Raw genomic sequence first — 16119 nt, 5'->3', positions numbered from 1 at the left:
CCTCAGTTATCGAAGCCGACCCGTTCCACAAGGGCACTGGCCGCCTTGCGGTTGGCCACCACTTCGGTCAGCGGCAGCGGGTCGATCGCAAGCGGGCCAAAGGACGCCACGACCGGCGACACTTCTGCCCCCGCATTCACGGGGTATTCGAAATTCGCCTCGGCATAGATTTTTTGCGCCGCGTCGGAGGTGAGGAATTCCAGCAGTTTCACCGCCTCGGCTTTGTTCGGCGCATGTTTGGCAAGCGCCGCGCCCGAGATGTTCACATGCGTGCCGCCGTTTTCGAAAGTGGGCAGCAAGACCTTGATCGCCGCACCCCAAGCTTTTTGCTCGGGGTCCTTTTCATTCGTGCGCATCAGCCCGACATAATAGGAATTGGCCACCGCAATATCGCAAATGCCGCCCAGAATATCCTTTGCGCCATCGCGGTCACCGCCCCCCGGCGTGCGCGCAAGGTTCGCCTTGATCCCGCTCAACCAAGCTTCGGTGGCCTCGGCACCATGATGAGCCAGATAGGCGGCAAAGAGCCCGGTGTTATAAGGGTGCTGGCCCGAGCGAATGCAAATTTTGCCCGCCCATTTCGGATCGGCCAGATCCTCATAGGTGATTGCGTCAAGGTCCAACTCTTTGGCCGCATAAACCACACGGGCGCGCATCGACAGCGCCACCCATTGGTTTTGCGGATCGCGCAGGGTCGAGGGCACGGCGGCGAGAACGGCTTCTGACGTAATGGCCTGCGTCAGCCCTTTTTCAACGAAATCGGCCATATTGCCGACATCGACCGCCATCAGAACATCCGCCGGGGAAGAGCCACCCTCGGCCGCCACCCGTTCTGCCAGACCATCCTTCAAAAACACTGTGTTCACCGCAATTCCGGTCTCGGCGGTGAAGGCCTCCAGCAGTGGTTCAACCAATTTTGGCTCGCGCGAGGTGTAGAGATTGAGTTCTGCAGCGCTCAGGGCTGCGGGCAGGCACAGCACAGTCGCCAGCAATGTGGCACGCGAGGAAAGGGTCATGGCAAGGCCTCCAAGGCTGGAAAGGTCGTGTCGCCCGGGAACGGGCTCCCCCTCGATGCCATGACCAACTAATTCAATCAAGAATTATTTCTGACTTTAATACTCGTATTTTTATCCCTCTGCCGCAAAGACGCGGACCGCCGCCGGATCGAGCCGCAAGCCCACCCGCTCGTGCAGGCGAAACTGCGCGGTCGCGGGCAGATCTAGCTGTAGCGGCGCGCCCCCCTCTTCCAGCGTCAGAAAGACCCGTTCCTGCGCCCCCAGAAAATCATGCCGCAGCACGCGCGCCGCCGCCCCCTCGGCAAGGTCGCACAGCGTCAGGGCTTGCGGGCGAAAGAAGGCAAGTGCGGGTTGCCCCTGCGCGAGGTCGGGCGCCGGAAACACCCCCAAGGGCGTTGCAATCTGTCCCCTTTCCGCCACGCCCGGCACCACATTGCCCGCGCCAAGGAACTGCGCCACATAAAGTGTTGGGGGAACATGATAAAGCTGGCGCGGCCCGTCCAGCGCTTCGATCTGCCCCGCATGCATCACCGCCAGCCGATCTGCCACGGCGAGGGCCTCGCTCGGGTCATGGGTGACGATGATCGCCCCCACCTGCATCTGCCGCAAGAGCGCCAACGTCTCGGCCCGGACCGTTTCGCGCAAGCCTTGGTCGAGGTTGGAAAACGGCTCATCCATCAGCAAAAGCCGCGGGCGCGGGGCGAGCGCGCGTGCCAAGGCCACGCGCTGGCTTTCGCCCCCCGACAGCATATGCGGAAAGCGATCCGCCAAATGCGCCACACCCGCGACAGTAAGCACCTCGTTCACCCGCGCCTGCACTTCGGCGCGCGGGCGGCCTTTCAACCCGAAGGCCACGTTATCCGCCACATTCAGATGCGGAAACAGCGCGTAATCTTGAAACATGAAGCCGATGCCGCGCGCTTCGGGCTCCACGAACGCTCCCGACCCAGAAAGAACCTGCCCTGCCAAGGTGATTGCGCCTGTCTCTGGCCGTTCCACGCCCGCGATCAGGCGCAACAAGGTAGACTTTCCGCAGCCCGATGCGCCCAGAAGGCACAGAATTTCTCCGGCCCCGAGCGCGAAAGAAATATCCTTCAGCGCGGCAACACCATCGAAACGGCGGCTGACGCCTTCAATCGAAAGCCAAGGAGGCGGCGGGGGGGCGGCTCGTTCTGTCATGCGCCAAAGCTAAACATTCGGCGCATGAAATCCAGTCTTTCCTGACGGTTTTTCTTGGCATGACCGAACACCTCGGGCGCGGGTCAGTCCAGATCATCAGCCTTCGCAGGCATTTTAAGCCCCGCCACCGTGGCCCGTGCCAGATTTTCGCGATGCGGCACAGAGGCCAAGGCTAAGTCGCCGATGGGCGGCGCAGCGACCAGCGTGCGCCGCGGGGGCGACCGGGTTCAGCGATGCGCCAGATAATCCGCCGAGACATATCCCGAGACGCTCGGTTTATCTGTCAGGAACACCCGGCACCAGACTTTGCCATCAGTTGTGACGCAGTTCTGACGGGTGAGACGCGTCCCGTCGGGCAAGCCGATGATGATTTCATGCTCAAGGCCCGGCCCTTCGCGCAGCTTCAGAAGATCATTTGGTCCGGCACCTTTGACAACGGCGCCAGAACCGGCTGTGCATCCGGTCGCGATCAAGAGGACGAGAAGGGCAGCAAAATGGGTTCGCATTGTCAGTCCTGAAGTGTTTGAGCATCCTTACGACACCATCACGCCAAATGACAACGGGCACTGACGAGGCTGGCGTAATCGTCGGTCTCCTTCAAAAGGGGCCGCCTCCCAGATAAGCTTTCCAAGCCGCGCGGCGTATATTTTTCGGCCCTTGCGTTAATATGCCTCATGTTTTAACGACTTCCTCATGCCCTAAAATAAGTATTTGCAAGTAAGGTATTCCTGCCTTTGCAGGGTAGAGTGCCACTGGCACAATACCCCATGCATTTCGATCAAAAAGAAAATCGGCCCGTTGAGTCGGAAGCCGCGCGCGAGGGGTCTATCCCGCAAATCGCTCGCTCCCTTCCTGATGACACATGGCATGCTGCGCTTGGTCGACTGTATGATGTGGCGCTTGATCCCTTGCACTATGAGACCCTCATCGACGTCTGGGAAGATGCCGTTGGCCCAATGCGCAAACGTGCGGATGCTTTCAACACGACTTTACTAAACGACCCCGAAATCGCCGAGCATTTTCGCCGCGCAGGCGAGGTGCTTGATCGGGTGATGCCGGAAAATATTGAAGAAGAAATCACGAGAATCCTGCGTCCCTTCGGGCGCGTCCCCGCCTTTGCGATTGATGGGCGCATGCGGATACGCGCGGTGAATACCGTCGCACGCGTGCAATTGGGTGCGGTCGACGGCGGCATATTGACGGACCTTCCTATACTCGGCACCGAAATCGCCTCGATCCGCAATGCCGTTGCCGGACTAGCGGCAGAACAAGATCACACCGCGGCAATCATGCGCGTGCGCACGGGGGAAGACGGTCGGTTTCTGATCCTGCGGCTGCAACGTTTCCTTATGGCAGACCAATCCCCGATTGTTGTTGTGGCCGCAAACGACCTCAAATTTCCCGCGCAAGGCCAAGCCGTCTTGCGCGATGCCTTTGCGTTGACGCAGGCCGAAGCAGAGGTCTTGCACGCCTTGGTCGATTGCGGGTCTCTGACAGAGATCGCAACAAAGCGTGGGCGCTCGCTTGATACGATCCGTTCGCAAATAAAAACGATCATGTCCAAGACGGAGACCCGGTCGCAGGTAGAACTTGTGCGGCTGGCCCTGTCGGTTGTGGAAATCTCGCAGGTCTCTCCGCCGAATGCCGCGCCCGAAAGCAAGGGACGCAGCGTCAAAAAGCTGACCTCGTTCGCCTCCAAGACCCTGACCACCCCTGAGGGGAGGCGCATAGACTATTTTGTACTGGGCGACCCAATGGGGCGACCGATCCTCTATTCCCATATGGCGCTCGCGATGCCGCGCTGGCCCGCATCCGCAGAGGCATTTGCGCACCGCCGTGGGCTGCGGATCATCGTCCCGATCTATCCAGGTTATGGACACACGACCCCGGCGCCGCGCAAATCGGACTACGATGCGGTGCTCCTCAGTGACGCGCGGCGCGTGTTATTGGCCGAAAACGTCACGCGCTGCCCCTATGTCGGCGTTGCGGGCGGGTCGTATTTTGCGTTCCCGTTCGCCCATGAAAACCCCGAATTGATCTCGGGCATTTTGTGTGGCGGGGGCATGTTACCCGATCTGGACCACACGACCTACGACGGTATGGGCAAATGGCATCGGTTCATCGTCGGTGGGGCCAAATACACGCCGCATCTTCTGTCTTTCATGGTGAAAACAGGTTTTGCTTTGACCCGGCGGATCGGAAAAATAGGGTTTCTCAACGCCATTTACAGCGGCTCTGAGGCCGACAAGGAAACCTATAGCGACCCCGACGTTCTTGAGGCATTGCTCATTGGCTCCGAAGTCGGCCTATCGGAAGGGATTTCAGCGCATGACGCCTATGTCAGGTCGATGATCGGCGGGATGTTGAAAGATTGGAGCGCGCTCATCGCCCCGGTGACTGCGCGGATCCCCGTCATCTTTTTCAACGGCTTGCAAGATCCCCAAGTGCCTCCTGCAGCCGTCGAACAAATGCTCCGAAACCATCCCCAGATCGACTTCCGCGTTTATCCCGATGCGGGGCAACTGATCCTATTCCGGCATTGGCAAGACGCGCTGGAGGTCCTTGACGACCTCACCCGCGCTTAAGTGTAAGAGCGATTGGCGCAACGGCTGGAACCGCGCCTCTCAAGACCACTTTCCCCCATTTGCGGTATGACCGTGATCCGCCTCTCGACGTAGCCTATCCGAGTGTACGATTTGAGAGGCGCGGATGAGTGTTTTTATTTCCGTCGAGTTTCATGCAATTCTGGCGGCCATTTGGTCGCCAAGGGAAATCCCGGCCAGCTGCGACAGGGACCAAGGCGTATGAGCCTGCTCGACGTCGAAACCGTTTTTGGCCAGCCCGAAACCAGACTGCGCATAAAGTTGGCCCCCGGTCGGATCGGTGCCGCATTGGCCTTGGCGTCCGCCGCCGCGATTTGGGGGGGCAATTTCGTCGTCGCCAAACAAGCCGTGACGGATATCAGCCCGTTATGGCTAAACTTCTTGCGTTGGCTGATCGCTGCGGTTTGCCTTTTGCCCGTGGCCCTCGGGCCGATGGTACGGGATTGGCGCACCTTGCGCCAAGCGGCAGGCCCACTTCTTTTGATGGCGCTTTTGGGCATCATCGGTTCGAACACTTTGGTGATGGTATCCCTACAAACGGTGCCCGCCTCGGTCACCGCCATTGGCTACGCGACGTCGCCCGTTTTGATTTTGATGATCCTTGCTCTCATATACAGACGATTGCCTGCGCCCTCTGTGGTGTTGGCTGCCCTCGCATCCCTTGCAGGCGTGGCATTGGTGTTAAGCGGGGGGGATTTGCGCGGGCTGGCAGGAGGGATGCGGGCCGATCCATGGCACCTAAGCGCGATGTTTGCAGCGACTTTGTGCTGGGCAGCGTATAACGTCGTTTGCCTGAAATTCGAAATTCGTGCGGCACCGATCAGCATTTTGATGGCGCAGATCCTTGTGGCATTGACGATCGAACTGCCCGTCGTCGTTCTTTTCGCCGAACAGCCCAATGTTCAAACGCTGGATGGCACGACACTTCTGCACCTGTTTTACTTGGGGGCGATCGCTTCTGCCCTTGCCTATTCTTGCTGGCATTTCGGCGCAAGGCGCACGGGGCCGGAGGGGGCTGGCATGTTCTCGAACCTTGTTCCCCTCTTCTCCGTAGCCTTCGCAATGATTGCTTTGGGAGAAAGCCTGAGCGCCCAGCAAATGACCGGCGCATGCCTGATATTTGCCAGCCTGTTCGCCGTGCAGCTACGGCGCTGACGATCCGAGGCATCCCTTGTGCGCCATGCGTCACGACCAGCCATTCGGGAAAGTCTCTGCTTCCCCAAAAGGCACGCTTGTCAGACCGCCCCTTTCTAACAGATGATTTCTCCGCATGCGTCCTGTGGCGCTGCAATCGGGCCCGGGTTGCGCGGGCTGCAGCGCAAATTTTGGCGCGTGTAAGGAGTGACGGGTTTGGGGTTTGATTTCTTCTTGGCGGGGTTTGGCTTGATGGCGGGCCCCGTGTTTGTTCTTGCAACCGTGATTTTGGCGCTGGCCTGTTATGGCGTGACGCGGTTCCTTTTGGGGCGCAATCTCGATCTGGATCACCGGGACCTTGCCAATTCCGTCACGTTCCGGATCGCTGCCTTGCACGGGATGATGCTCGCCATCGTTTTTGCCACCGAACTCAACAACATCCAAAAGACCTATGCGGCGACCGAGCGCGAGGCGGCGATGGTCTCGGATGTATATTATGATCTGCGCCGCTACGATGCGGAGGCGACACAAGCTTTGCGGCAACGGCTGGCACAATATGCGCACCGCGTCGTCACCGAAGAATGGGCCACGCTCGCACAAGACAAAACCTTATCGCTTGAAGCGTGGCACGATTGGGAGCGCAGTTACGAAGCGGTGCTCGCGCTTGATCCTAAGACCGAGGTGCAACGCTCTCTGAAGCCGATTTTGCTGTCGCATGTGCGCGAAATCTCGACACTGCGCCAACAACGCGAGGCCGCCGTGCGCGAAAAGCTGGATTCCATGTTTTTTATTGCGGCGGTGGTTGGGCTTGTGATGATGGCCACCACCTATTTCCATTTTCCGCCAAACCGGCTCAATTTGCTGCTGATCAGCGCTTTCGCCGCCTACACTGGGCTGATCACCTTCTTCGTTTTGGCACTGTCAAACCCCTATATCAGCCCAGGCTATGTGGCACCGGCCGCGTTTCAAACGATCTTGGACGGAGGTATGTCCAAAGCGTTAGACCAGATCGAAGCCACAGCATCACCAACGCAATAGCCTTCGCCCTGCCGCGGCCCCAAGAACCGTGCTAAGCGCGATGCCCACCCCGTACCAAGGCACGTAGAACATTGGGGAATCTTCGATGCAGTGCAGCGAATAGCCAACGACGGCAAAGGCCCCCACAGCCAATCCCGCCAATGCGCCGGTCAGGGTTGGCTTGGTAGCCGCCCCGCGGCGCAGCGCGAAAAACCCAAGCCCCAGCGGCAAGAGCGAGAGAAGCGAGATCGAGAGCAGGCAAGCCCCCACGGTCTGGCCTAAAAATTCCGTCTTCCATTGATCGGCGGGCGTAACAAGCACGCGGGCCACAAACAGACCCAGTGCGACCACCAGCGGCAATGCAAGCGGCCATAGCGTAACACGCTGCGCAGGGCGCGTGCTCGCAAAAACCGCCCCAAGCGCCAACACACCAAGTATGAGCGGCAAGAGCGTTTTGGCCGCGATCAAGGGATGCACGAGCGCAAAGACAAGATCGGCCCGGAGCCCAAGGATCGCGTAAAGCACGCAAAGACCCGCCAGCAGCCCCGCAAGGGTCAGCGCAACAGCACGCGCCGGGCGCAAGGGTGCGGGGGTCGGCTGCGCCGCCAGTTGCGCGATAAAGGCATCGGTCTGATCAGGCGTGGTCATCGCATCATCCTTTAACGATCTGGCGCAGGCGCTTGAGCGCACGATGCAGCGCCACCCGCGCCGCGCCCCCGGTTAGGCCAAGCGGTGCGCCCGCCGCTTCGGCACTTTCGCCTTCAATCGCCACCGCCCGCACAAGCGCCGCCGAACGCGGGTCGATTTGGGCCAATAGCTGTTCGGCATCGCGCCCCGCAAGCGGCACGCGCTGGTGCGGGTCTGCCAATGTTTCCGCGAATGGGTCGATCGGCACATGGATCGCCGCACCGCGCCGACGGCAGGCATCAATCAGCTTATAGCGTGCAATCGCATGCACCCAAGGCCGCACAGGCGCATCTGGCTGCCACGTATGGCGTTTGAGATGGATCGCCAAAAGCACCTCTTGCAGCACGTCTTCTTGCTGGTCGGTGGGCAATCCGGCCCCCCGCGCGCGCAAGATGGTGCGGATCGACGGGCAGACCGCGCGCAGGAATTGCGCCAATGCGGCGCCGTCGCCTGCATTCGCGCGACGCAAAAGCGTCTCCCAATCATCGTGCTCGACCATGCTGTCCTCCGGCCGCGCGGTGCCGCGTTGTTCAAACCTAACCGATGGGCGTGGCTCCCGGCAACGCAGCGCAGGGGCGACAGGCGTCGTGGCGAGGGGCATGGCAAGCGCTAGCGCCATCTCACCGCCCTCCGGAGGCGGGCTCAAACCCAAACAAGCGGTCCAGTGAAAACCGCCCCGGGCCAAGCACCACCAAAGCAAAAAGCGCCGATGCCCAGAGCCCGTGGGTGATCCAAGCCTGCGGATAAACAAATATCTGGATCACCGCCGTCATGCCCATCAGCCCCAGCGCCGAAAACCGGGTCAAAAGCCCCAAGATCATCAGCAGTGGCAGCAAATGCTCCGCCGTGGTGGCCATCACCGCCGCGATGTCGGGCGGGATCAGTGGCAGCGCATATTCATGCTCAAACAGGAAATAGGTGGCGGGTTTTATGGTGACCCCCTCCACCTTGGTGCGGCCTGATTGCAGGAACACAAACGCCGGAAAGAGCCGCAACCCGAGCGCGACAATATCCAGCGGCACTTTCCCGGCAGACCGGGCGAGCCCTTGGGTAAGACGTGCAACGAAGGTCATGGCTCTGCCCTTTCACATAAAGCGCCCGCTTGCATCAATTCGAGCAAAAGCGCGGTTGGGTCAAAATCATCCATCTGGGCCACAGCTTGCGCCAAGGTCTCACCTCGCTTCAGCCCGGCAATCAAGGCAGCCTCGGGCGCAGAGATGGCGCGCACGGGCACCTGAAAGGCGCGATCGCGCAGGATCAATGCGATTTCCGCTGACTGGCCAATGGGTTCCCCTTCCCCGCCCGGCTGGTTACGCTGCCAGATCGACACAGCAGGCGTTGCAAGATGCAGCACGAGAACTGAGAGATGCAGCGCCAGTTGGAGCCGCTCTGGGTCTGCGCCTATCAATTGCGCGGGCGCGATTGGCAGCGCGTCAGCCGCATGAAAGGCCTGCCCCCGCGCCCATTCGATCCGCGCCACGTCGCCCATATAAGGATAGGCTGCGAGCGGGGGAAAATGCTCCAAAAATGCGGGAAAGCTCTCACCCCATTCGTGCAAAACCGGGCTTTGCGGCGGATGCTTGGCAATATATTCGTGCGCCATCGCGGCAAAAAACGCCTCCCCCACCAGACGCGCGATAACGGCAAAGCGTTGTACGAGCGCGGCGCCAAGGCCGACGGCGACATTGTTGCGATAGACATTGAAGCGGCGCTCCGCCTCTTCTGGCGGATCGGCCGTCACCCCTTGCGGCAGCGCGCCCCCCGCCAAAGCCGCCCCAAACCGAACAAGGGCCATTTCATGCGGGCTCATGGACGGCCTCGCGTTGCAAAATTTTCGTGGCGCGTTCGGCTTCTGCCGCCAGCACGGGCCAAGCGGGCACGTCATTATCCCATTCTACCAGCGTCGGCAGCGGGCCAGCCCTGCGGATCGTTTCTGCATAAAGCGCCCAAACCGGGTCAGCGACCGCACTGCCATGCGCATCGATCAATAGCGGGCCAGAGGGCAGGTCTTCCACCGCATGACCGCCGAGATGGATTTCACCCACCGCATCAAGGGGGAAGTCGGCCAGCATCTGCCACGGATCGCGGCGATGATTGGTGCACGACACGAAGAGGTTGTTCACATCCAGCAAAAGCCCGCATCCGGTGCGCGCAGCGATGCGACGCAAAAAATCCGCCTCGGGGATGGTTGAGCTGGCAAACAATACGTAAGTCGCTGGGTTTTCAAGCAATATCTGGCGCCCAAGGGCGTCCTGAACCTGATCAATATGGGCGCAGACGGTGGCGAGCGTTTCTTCGGTATAGGGCAGCGGCAGCAGATCGTTCAGATAACCGCTGTCGTGGCTCGACCACGCAAGATGCTCCGAAAAGCTTTCTGGCGCGTAACGGTCACATAGGGCTTTCACGCGGGCGAGATGGTCCCGATCAAGCGGACGCGCTGCGCCAATCGACAGGCCCACCCCATGCACCGAAAGCGCGTAATCGGCTCGCAAAGCGGCGAGTTGCGCATGCGGCAGCCCGCCTGCGCCCAAATAGTTCTCGGCATGAATTTCAAAAAAGCCAACCCGGCGGCGATCTGCACGGATCTGGTCAAAATGCTCTGGTTTGAAACCAAGCCCCGCCGTCGCGGGCAGTTTGGTGGGCAGATGGGTCATGGAAATACCTCCGAGGGAAGGGAGGCGCAGAGGGTCCCGCGCCTCCTATGCGCAGGTTTAAGAGGCCATGTCGCGATCAAGCGGCATCAGCCCACCATGGCGCGCCATACCATCGGCATCGGCGGGCAGGTCCATCGTCATGCAGGTGCCCGCCGGAACGAGCTTCCACGCATTGCCCTGATAATCGACCTTCGAGGTGCCCGCGCAAGTCGTGCCGGGGCCCGCGGCGCAATCGTTTTGCCCGGCAAGCGCGACGCCATAGCATTTTTCCATGTCCTCGGCCTGTGCAGGCAAGGCCGCCATCGCGCCAAGCGCGCAAACCAGCGTGGCCCCCAAAGCAAGTTGCGTGCGGCGATGCGAGGTGGATGCGGTCATGATCTATCTCCCTGTTGCTGAAGAAAGGCTCCCTTGCCCTTCAAAGAACAGTTCGTAGCGGGGCATGCATTCGTTACAGCGCTCACGCACCCGTGATCACCGGAGGGATAACGGCACGGCCCGGGAGCAAAAATACGATATTATTTCAATACCATGAGCGCCCCCACAATCGGAGCGGCTCTGGGCTGGCTTTATCGGAGCCAACAACGCCAGAGTTTAACCGGTTGCGATGGCCTTGCGGGTGGACGCGCGACCAACGCGCCGGTTTCGCGGTGACCGGAGGGCGTGGACATCACCCCGCGCATACCTAGCCAGCCAAACTAAGACGCTCGCCAGCAAAGGTCACCCCTCACGGCTGCGTAAGCCCCCAAAGGATCAGCCGCACTGCCACCGAATAGGATTTCGTGAACGCCTGCACCGCAAAGGCTTGTTTCAGGTCATCGGGCACGGTTTCGGGGTCGCGCTGGGTGGCAATGTCAAATTGAGCCGCGCCTTGCATCGTCAGCATCAAGACCATACTCGCCCCGCGCGCTTGCTCTTCGGGCGCGCCGGTGAGCCGTGCGATCACATTGGCCACACGCAACCCCATCTCCCGCATCCGGCGTTTTTCTTCAAACAGCGCCTCATCCGAGACATTGGGCTCAATCACTGCAAAAAGCCGCGCGAGCAGCGCGAGGAACAACGGCACCTCGGCGGGCGCATGGGTCAGCACCTCGGCCAAGGTGTCTTCGGTGGCGGTGTCCTCGATCCGGGTCACCACCTCTTCCATCGTTTCAACAAAGAGCGCGAGGAACAGCTCTTCCTTGCTTTGCGCGTAAAGATAAAGCGTGCCCTTGGAGACGCCCGCCTCATGCGCAATCGCATTCATCGTCACCTTATCGAAACCATCTGAGTCGATCTTGCGCCGGGTTGCGCCCAAAATCGCTGTGCGCCGCGCCTCTTTCTCACTGTCAGAGCGGGCCCTTTTTTTGTTTTGCGGCAGCGTCATAGCGGATTTCCTCCCAAAGAATCCTTTTAGGGCTTGATAAATGACCGGCGGTCACTATTTATCTGACCGCAAGTCAATTATAGGCGGGGCCGCCACGAAACACCAGCCTTTGGTGGTCTTTGGCCCTTTTGACAGATGAAACCGAAACGGACGAGAGACATGAAGCCCCCCCTTTTCACGAGTGCCCTCTTGATGACGAGCGCGCTTTGCGCGGCCCCGGCGCTGGCCGATAGCTGCGCGGCGCTGGCCGGGCTTGACCTTTATGGCGTGCAAATCACCAATGCCGAAGCACAATCGGCGGGCACCCTGCCCCCTGATCCGATGAGCGCGATGACGGGCGGCTCGCCGCGCCCGGTGGCGGTGGGCGCGCATTGCCTTGTCGAAGGCAAGATCGAAGACCGCGAGGGTGTGAACGGGCGCTATGGGATCACCTTCCAACTGCGCCTGCCCGAAGACTGGAACGGGCGCTTCCTGTTCCAAGGCGGTGGCGGCACCGATGGGTTTATTGCCCCGGCCACGGGGGCGGTGCCCTCGACCGGGTCGACGGCGGTGCCTGCGCTGCAACGCGGTTATGCCGTCGTCAGCATGGACAGCGGCCACAACGGGCTTGGGCTTGATTTTACCGCCGATCAACAAGCGCGGATTGATCTGGCCTATGCGGCGATTGGGAAAGTGAACAGTGCCGCCAAAACGTTGATCCGCGCCTATTATACGCAACTCCCTGAAAAGTCGTTCTTCATGGGCTGCTCGAACGGTGGGCGCGAGGCGATGATGGCGGCAGAGCGTTTCCCGCTCGAATTTGCCGGTGTGGTTGCTGGCAACCCCGGCTTCCATCTGTCGCGCGCGGCTTTGGGGGGCGTTTGGGATGTGCAGCACCTGCTGCCGGTCGCGCCCGAAGGCCAGCTTCATGCCGCTTTGACGCAAGATGAACTGGACACCGTCTCGGCAGAAATCCTGAAGCAATGCGATGCGCTGGATGGTCTGGAAGATGGCATCGTGGCTGCTTACGGCCAATGCGATTTCAACGCCGAGGCGCTGCGCGGCCAACTGCCCGACAATAAGCTTGATGCGCTGGTTGCGGTCATGGGCGGGGCCAAAGATCTAAATGGAAACGCCGTTTACACCGGCTGGCCGTGGGATCCGGGCATTGCCTCGGCGGGCTGGCGCGCGTGGAAACTTGGCAGCGCCGATCACCCCGGCCTGCATGAAACGCTCACCCTGCCCTCGACCGGGGCGGTCTTCATGACCCCGCCGCAAACGGTGCCCGACACCCAAGACTTTGGCGCGCTGGCCGAGGCCGTGGCCGATGTGGGCGGGTATTTTGATGCCGATGACACCTATCTGAGCAGCTTTGTCGCCCGCGGGGGCAAGATGGTGATCTTCCAAGGCGCGGCGGACCCGGTCTTTTCGGCCACCGATATCACCCGCTGGGTGGAGCAATCGCGCGCCGATACTGGGGCCGATTTCGCGCAGCTCTTCGTGGTGCCCGGCATGACCCATTGCGGCGGCGGCCCGGCCTTTGAAGACTTTGACCCGCTGACGCTTTTGGAAAACTGGGAAGAAACTGGCACCGCGCCCGAGGTGATGCCCGCCAAGGCCCCCTCGATGCCAGAACGGGAAATGCCGATCTGCGCCTATCCTGCCTATGCCGCTTACACCGGCGGGGATGTGAACGCGCTTGAAAGCTACACCTGCACCCAGCCCTAACACCCTCAACCGCCGCCCTTCGGGGCGGCGGCTTTCTATCTGGAGCCCCTCATGTCCCCTTCATTTCAAAACACAAACCTTCCGCGGCGCACCGTTTTGCAAGGCAGCTGCGCCGCCATTTTGGCGGCAGGCCTCCCCCGTTTCGCCAATGCGCAAACCGAAGCAGCGCCAATCGTTGCAACCCGTCAAGGCCTCGTCCAAGGCGTGACGGAAAAGGGCGTTTCGCGGTTTTTGGGTCTGCGCTATGCGCAACCGATTTCCGGCGCGAACCGCTTTTTGCCGCCGCAACCGGTGGCACCGTGGTCAGGCGTTTTTGTTGCCGACCGCCATGCCGATACCGCCCCGCAAGGGCCGGAGCCTGTCTCGGGCACGCCCGTCACCCCTGCCTTTGCCCCGCCCGATTACGTCAAAGCCGGGGAAGATTGCCTCGCGCTCAACATCTGGGCACCTGAGGGCGCGAAAGACCTGCCGGTGATGGTTTGGCTGCATGGCGGCGGCTGGCAAAGCGGCTCCGGCTCTTGCGCGATTTATGACGGCACGCGGCTCGCTTCGCGCGGCGATGTGGTGGTGGTAACGCTGAACCATCGCCTTGGCGCACATGGGCTCACCGATTTCTCGCGCATTTTGGGTGGGGCTTGGGCCGAGAGCGCGAACCTATCCGTCAAAGATATGGTCGCCGCGCTCGAATGGGTGCAGGCCAATATCGCAGGCTTTGGTGGCGACCCGAACACGGTCACGATCTTTGGCGAATCTGGCGGCGGCTGGAAAGTGAACACGCTTTTGGGCGTGCCCTCGGCCAAGGGGCTGTTTCACCGCGCCATTGTCGAAAGCGGCCCGCTGACGCGCTTCCACACCGCTGAGGCCGCGGATGAGATCGCCCGTAAGGTTTTGGCCGCGCTTGGCATTTCAGAAACCGCACCAGAGGCGCTGAACACCGTCACGATGGAAGACGTGCTCGCGGCAGAGCGTAAAGTGATGGCAGAGACGCCAATGTCTTTCGCCGCGCCGGGTTTCCCCTCGGGCTTTTGGCCGGTGATTGATGGGCGCTTCATCACGCGCCATATCTATGACCCGGACACCGCCGAAAGCGCGCGCGATGTGCCGCTGATGGTGGGGCAAACGGGCACCGAATTCACGCTTTTCATGCTGCAAGACGAAGCCGCTTACACGCTGGATGCAGAGGGGCTCGCCGCGCGCGCAAACCAAATGTTCGGCCCCGAAAATGCGGCTTGGCTGTTGCAAAGCTACCAGCGCGATTTCCCGGCGCTTCCCCCGGCAGCGCTTTGGTTCCGGCTCTTTTCCGATTTCGCGATGGGCGCTTTGTCGAATGAGATCTTGGATCAGCGCGCCACCTCAGGCACTGCGCCGGTCTACGCCTATCGGTTTGAATGGATGACCCCGATTGCCGGGGGCAAGCTGTTCTCGCCGCATACGATGGAAATCCCCTTCGTCTTCGACAATGTCGCGACCGAAGCGGGGCAGGTGATGACGGGCGGCGGCACCGAGGCCGAAGCGCTTGCCAAAACCGTGTCAGAGGCGTGGGTGCAATTTGCGAAAACCGGCACGCCCGCCGCGCCCGGCCTACCGAACTGGCCGCAATATGACACCACCACCCGCGCGGCGATGCATCTCGACCGGGCAGCGAAAGTTGCCCCCTATATTGATGCCAAGGCGGTGGCGCTGTTCCGGCAAATGCTCTGGGCCCGCGCCGGGCTGAACTGATCCCAACGCCATCCCAGGGTGCACGCGCGGTTACCCGTAGCTTGCCCCGGGATCGAGCGCGATGAAGCGGGCGGGGTCAATCCCGGCCGCTTTGACATGCTCCACCAGCAAATCACGCGGTTCTTCGCGCGGCTCATCGGTGAGCTGAAACGTGCCCCAATGGATGCCATAGGCTTGGCCTGCGCCGACATCTTCAAAGATCTTCACCGCTTCATCGGGGCCGACATGTTGGGGCTCCATGAACCAGCGCGGCGCATAGGCGCCAATCGGAATGAGCGCGATATCGGGGCTGCCGTGGCGCGCGCGGATCTCGCGGAAAATCGCACCATCGCCATAGCCGGTATCGCCCGCAAACCAAATCTGCCCGGCGGGAGTATTGATCCAAAACCCGGCCCAAAGCGCCATGCGTCGGTCCCGCAGCCCGCGCGAGGACCAATGGTTGGCCCGCGTGAGCGTGACCGAAACACCGCCCGAAAGCGCAACCGTTTCATGCCAATCTGCCGTGGTGATGCGCAGCGCCTTGCCCGCCTTGCGCGCCGTGGCATCGGTGCCCAGCGGCATCACCATATGCGGGGCATCGCGGCGATGCAGCTTGCGCAAAGTGGCAAGGTCAAGGTGGTCATAGTGATTGTGGCTCAACAGCACCGCATCGATCTTGGGCAAATCGTCAAAGGCGATCCCCGGCGCGGTGGTGCGTTTGGGCCCGGTGATCCCGAAAGGCCCAGCCCGGCGCGACCAGACCGGATCCGTCAGAATGTTCATACCCGCCACTTGGATCAGCACAGAAGCATGGCCCACCATCGTGATCCGCGGCGCCTCGCTGCGCGCGGGCGGAACAGCGGGGGTAATGGCAACCTGTTTTGGCCATTGCGCGCGCTCGCCCGCCCGGTTCCAGCGCCAAATGTCCAAAAGCGAACGATCCGGCGAGGGTTGCCCCGGCGAATGAAACCGAAGGCCATCAAAATGATCGGTGATCGGGCCGGAATGGTAGGGGTTGCGGGGCATGGGCGTCCTGTTTGTTGTTGGGGCAGAGATAG

General features: G+C 61.1%; 16 protein-coding genes. 5 read left to right on the top strand and 11 right to left on the bottom strand.

From position 1 onward, the window contains the following. Positions 1-2: 2 nt before the first annotated feature. From BW967_RS00840 to BW967_RS00830, 3 genes are all read right to left on the bottom strand, one after another. Positions 3-1016 carry a Fe(3+) ABC transporter substrate-binding protein gene (locus BW967_RS00840; protein WP_076483148.1) on the bottom strand — a complete coding sequence of 338 codons (1014 nt, stop codon included), beginning with the start codon at positions 1014-1016 and terminating at the stop codon, positions 3-5. Between the two features lie 111 nt (positions 1017-1127). Next, positions 1128-2195, bottom strand: a complete 1068-nt coding sequence (locus BW967_RS00835; protein WP_076483147.1) for an ABC transporter ATP-binding protein — start codon at positions 2193-2195, stop codon at positions 1128-1130. 227 nt (positions 2196-2422) lie between these two features. Next, the gene (locus BW967_RS00830; protein ID WP_076483146.1) at positions 2423-2701 is read right to left on the bottom strand and encodes an SH3 domain-containing protein; all 279 of its coding nucleotides are present in this window, start codon (positions 2699-2701) and stop codon (positions 2423-2425) included. 261 nt (positions 2702-2962) lie between these two features. On the opposite strand from BW967_RS00830, the gene BW967_RS00825 reads away from it, so the two are divergent. The 3 genes from BW967_RS00825 (at position 2963) to BW967_RS00815 (ending at position 6970) form a co-directional block, all read left to right on the top strand. Beyond that, the gene (locus BW967_RS00825; protein WP_076483145.1) at positions 2963-4780 is read left to right on the top strand and encodes a bifunctional helix-turn-helix transcriptional regulator/alpha/beta hydrolase; all 1818 of its coding nucleotides are present in this window, start codon (positions 2963-2965) and stop codon (positions 4778-4780) included. Positions 4781-4999: 219 nt separating this feature from the next. Continuing rightward, positions 5000-5953 carry a DMT family transporter gene (locus BW967_RS00820; protein ID WP_076483144.1) on the top strand — a complete coding sequence of 318 codons (954 nt, stop codon included), beginning with the start codon at positions 5000-5002 and terminating at the stop codon, positions 5951-5953. A 195-nt stretch (positions 5954-6148) separates the two neighbouring features. Next, the gene (locus BW967_RS00815) at positions 6149-6970 is read left to right on the top strand and encodes a bestrophin-like domain (protein WP_076483143.1); all 822 of its coding nucleotides are present in this window, start codon (positions 6149-6151) and stop codon (positions 6968-6970) included. Here BW967_RS00815 and BW967_RS00810 read toward each other — a convergent pair. The 7 genes from BW967_RS00810 to BW967_RS00780 form a co-directional block, all read right to left on the bottom strand. Next, complete coding sequence (locus BW967_RS00810; protein ID WP_076483142.1) at positions 6956-7597, bottom strand: NrsF family protein; 642 nt, start codon at positions 7595-7597, stop codon at positions 6956-6958. The two genes, BW967_RS00815 and BW967_RS00810, sit on opposite strands and share 15 nt — an antisense overlap. A 4-nt stretch (positions 7598-7601) precedes the next feature. Further along, complete coding sequence (locus tag BW967_RS00805) at positions 7602-8135, bottom strand: sigma factor (protein WP_076483141.1); 534 nt, start codon at positions 8133-8135, stop codon at positions 7602-7604. A 121-nt stretch (positions 8136-8256) separates the two neighbouring features. Then, positions 8257-8709 carry a DoxX family protein gene (locus tag BW967_RS00800; protein ID WP_076483140.1) on the bottom strand — a complete coding sequence of 151 codons (453 nt, stop codon included), beginning with the start codon at positions 8707-8709 and terminating at the stop codon, positions 8257-8259. Beyond that, positions 8706-9446, bottom strand: coding sequence for an HvfC/BufC N-terminal domain-containing protein (locus tag BW967_RS00795; RefSeq protein WP_076483139.1), 741 nt, complete (start codon positions 9444-9446; stop codon positions 8706-8708). The genes BW967_RS00800 and BW967_RS00795 overlap by 4 nt, the downstream gene beginning before the upstream one ends. Then, entirely contained in the window at positions 9433-10290 is an 858-nt protein-coding gene (gene bufB / locus BW967_RS00790; RefSeq protein WP_076483138.1) for an MNIO family bufferin maturase, read from the bottom strand. The genes BW967_RS00795 and bufB overlap by 14 nt, the downstream gene beginning before the upstream one ends. Before the next feature lie 57 nt (positions 10291-10347). Next, positions 10348-10593, bottom strand: coding sequence for a BufA1 family periplasmic bufferin-type metallophore (locus BW967_RS00785; RefSeq protein ID WP_245826413.1), 246 nt, complete (start codon positions 10591-10593; stop codon positions 10348-10350). Between the two features lie 421 nt (positions 10594-11014). Then, positions 11015-11653: a TetR/AcrR family transcriptional regulator gene (locus BW967_RS00780; protein WP_076483136.1), complete on the bottom strand. Its 639-nt coding sequence runs from the start codon at positions 11651-11653 to the stop codon at positions 11015-11017. Between the two features lie 159 nt (positions 11654-11812). On the opposite strand from BW967_RS00780, the gene BW967_RS00775 reads away from it, so the two are divergent. Both BW967_RS00775 and BW967_RS00770 read left to right on the top strand, forming a co-directional pair. Then, a complete protein-coding gene (locus BW967_RS00775) occupies positions 11813-13360 on the top strand; it encodes a tannase/feruloyl esterase family alpha/beta hydrolase (RefSeq protein ID WP_076483135.1) in 1548 nt (515 codons plus the stop codon). A 51-nt stretch (positions 13361-13411) separates the two neighbouring features. Beyond that, positions 13412-15082, top strand: coding sequence for a carboxylesterase/lipase family protein (locus tag BW967_RS00770; protein ID WP_076483134.1), 1671 nt, complete (start codon positions 13412-13414; stop codon positions 15080-15082). A 30-nt stretch (positions 15083-15112) separates the two neighbouring features. On the opposite strand, the gene BW967_RS00765 is transcribed toward BW967_RS00770, so the two are convergent. Beyond that, positions 15113-16087 (bottom strand): MBL fold metallo-hydrolase, encoded by a 975-nt coding sequence (locus tag BW967_RS00765; protein ID WP_076483133.1) that lies wholly within the window; start codon positions 16085-16087, stop codon positions 15113-15115. Positions 16088-16119 lie beyond the last annotated feature (32 nt).

Origin of the sequence: Rhodobacter aestuarii, assembly GCF_900156655.1 — a bacterium.
GTDB classification, from domain to species: domain Bacteria; phylum Pseudomonadota; class Alphaproteobacteria; order Rhodobacterales; family Rhodobacteraceae; genus Rhodobacter; species Rhodobacter aestuarii.
This window is presented reverse-complemented; position numbering and strand designations above follow the sequence as displayed.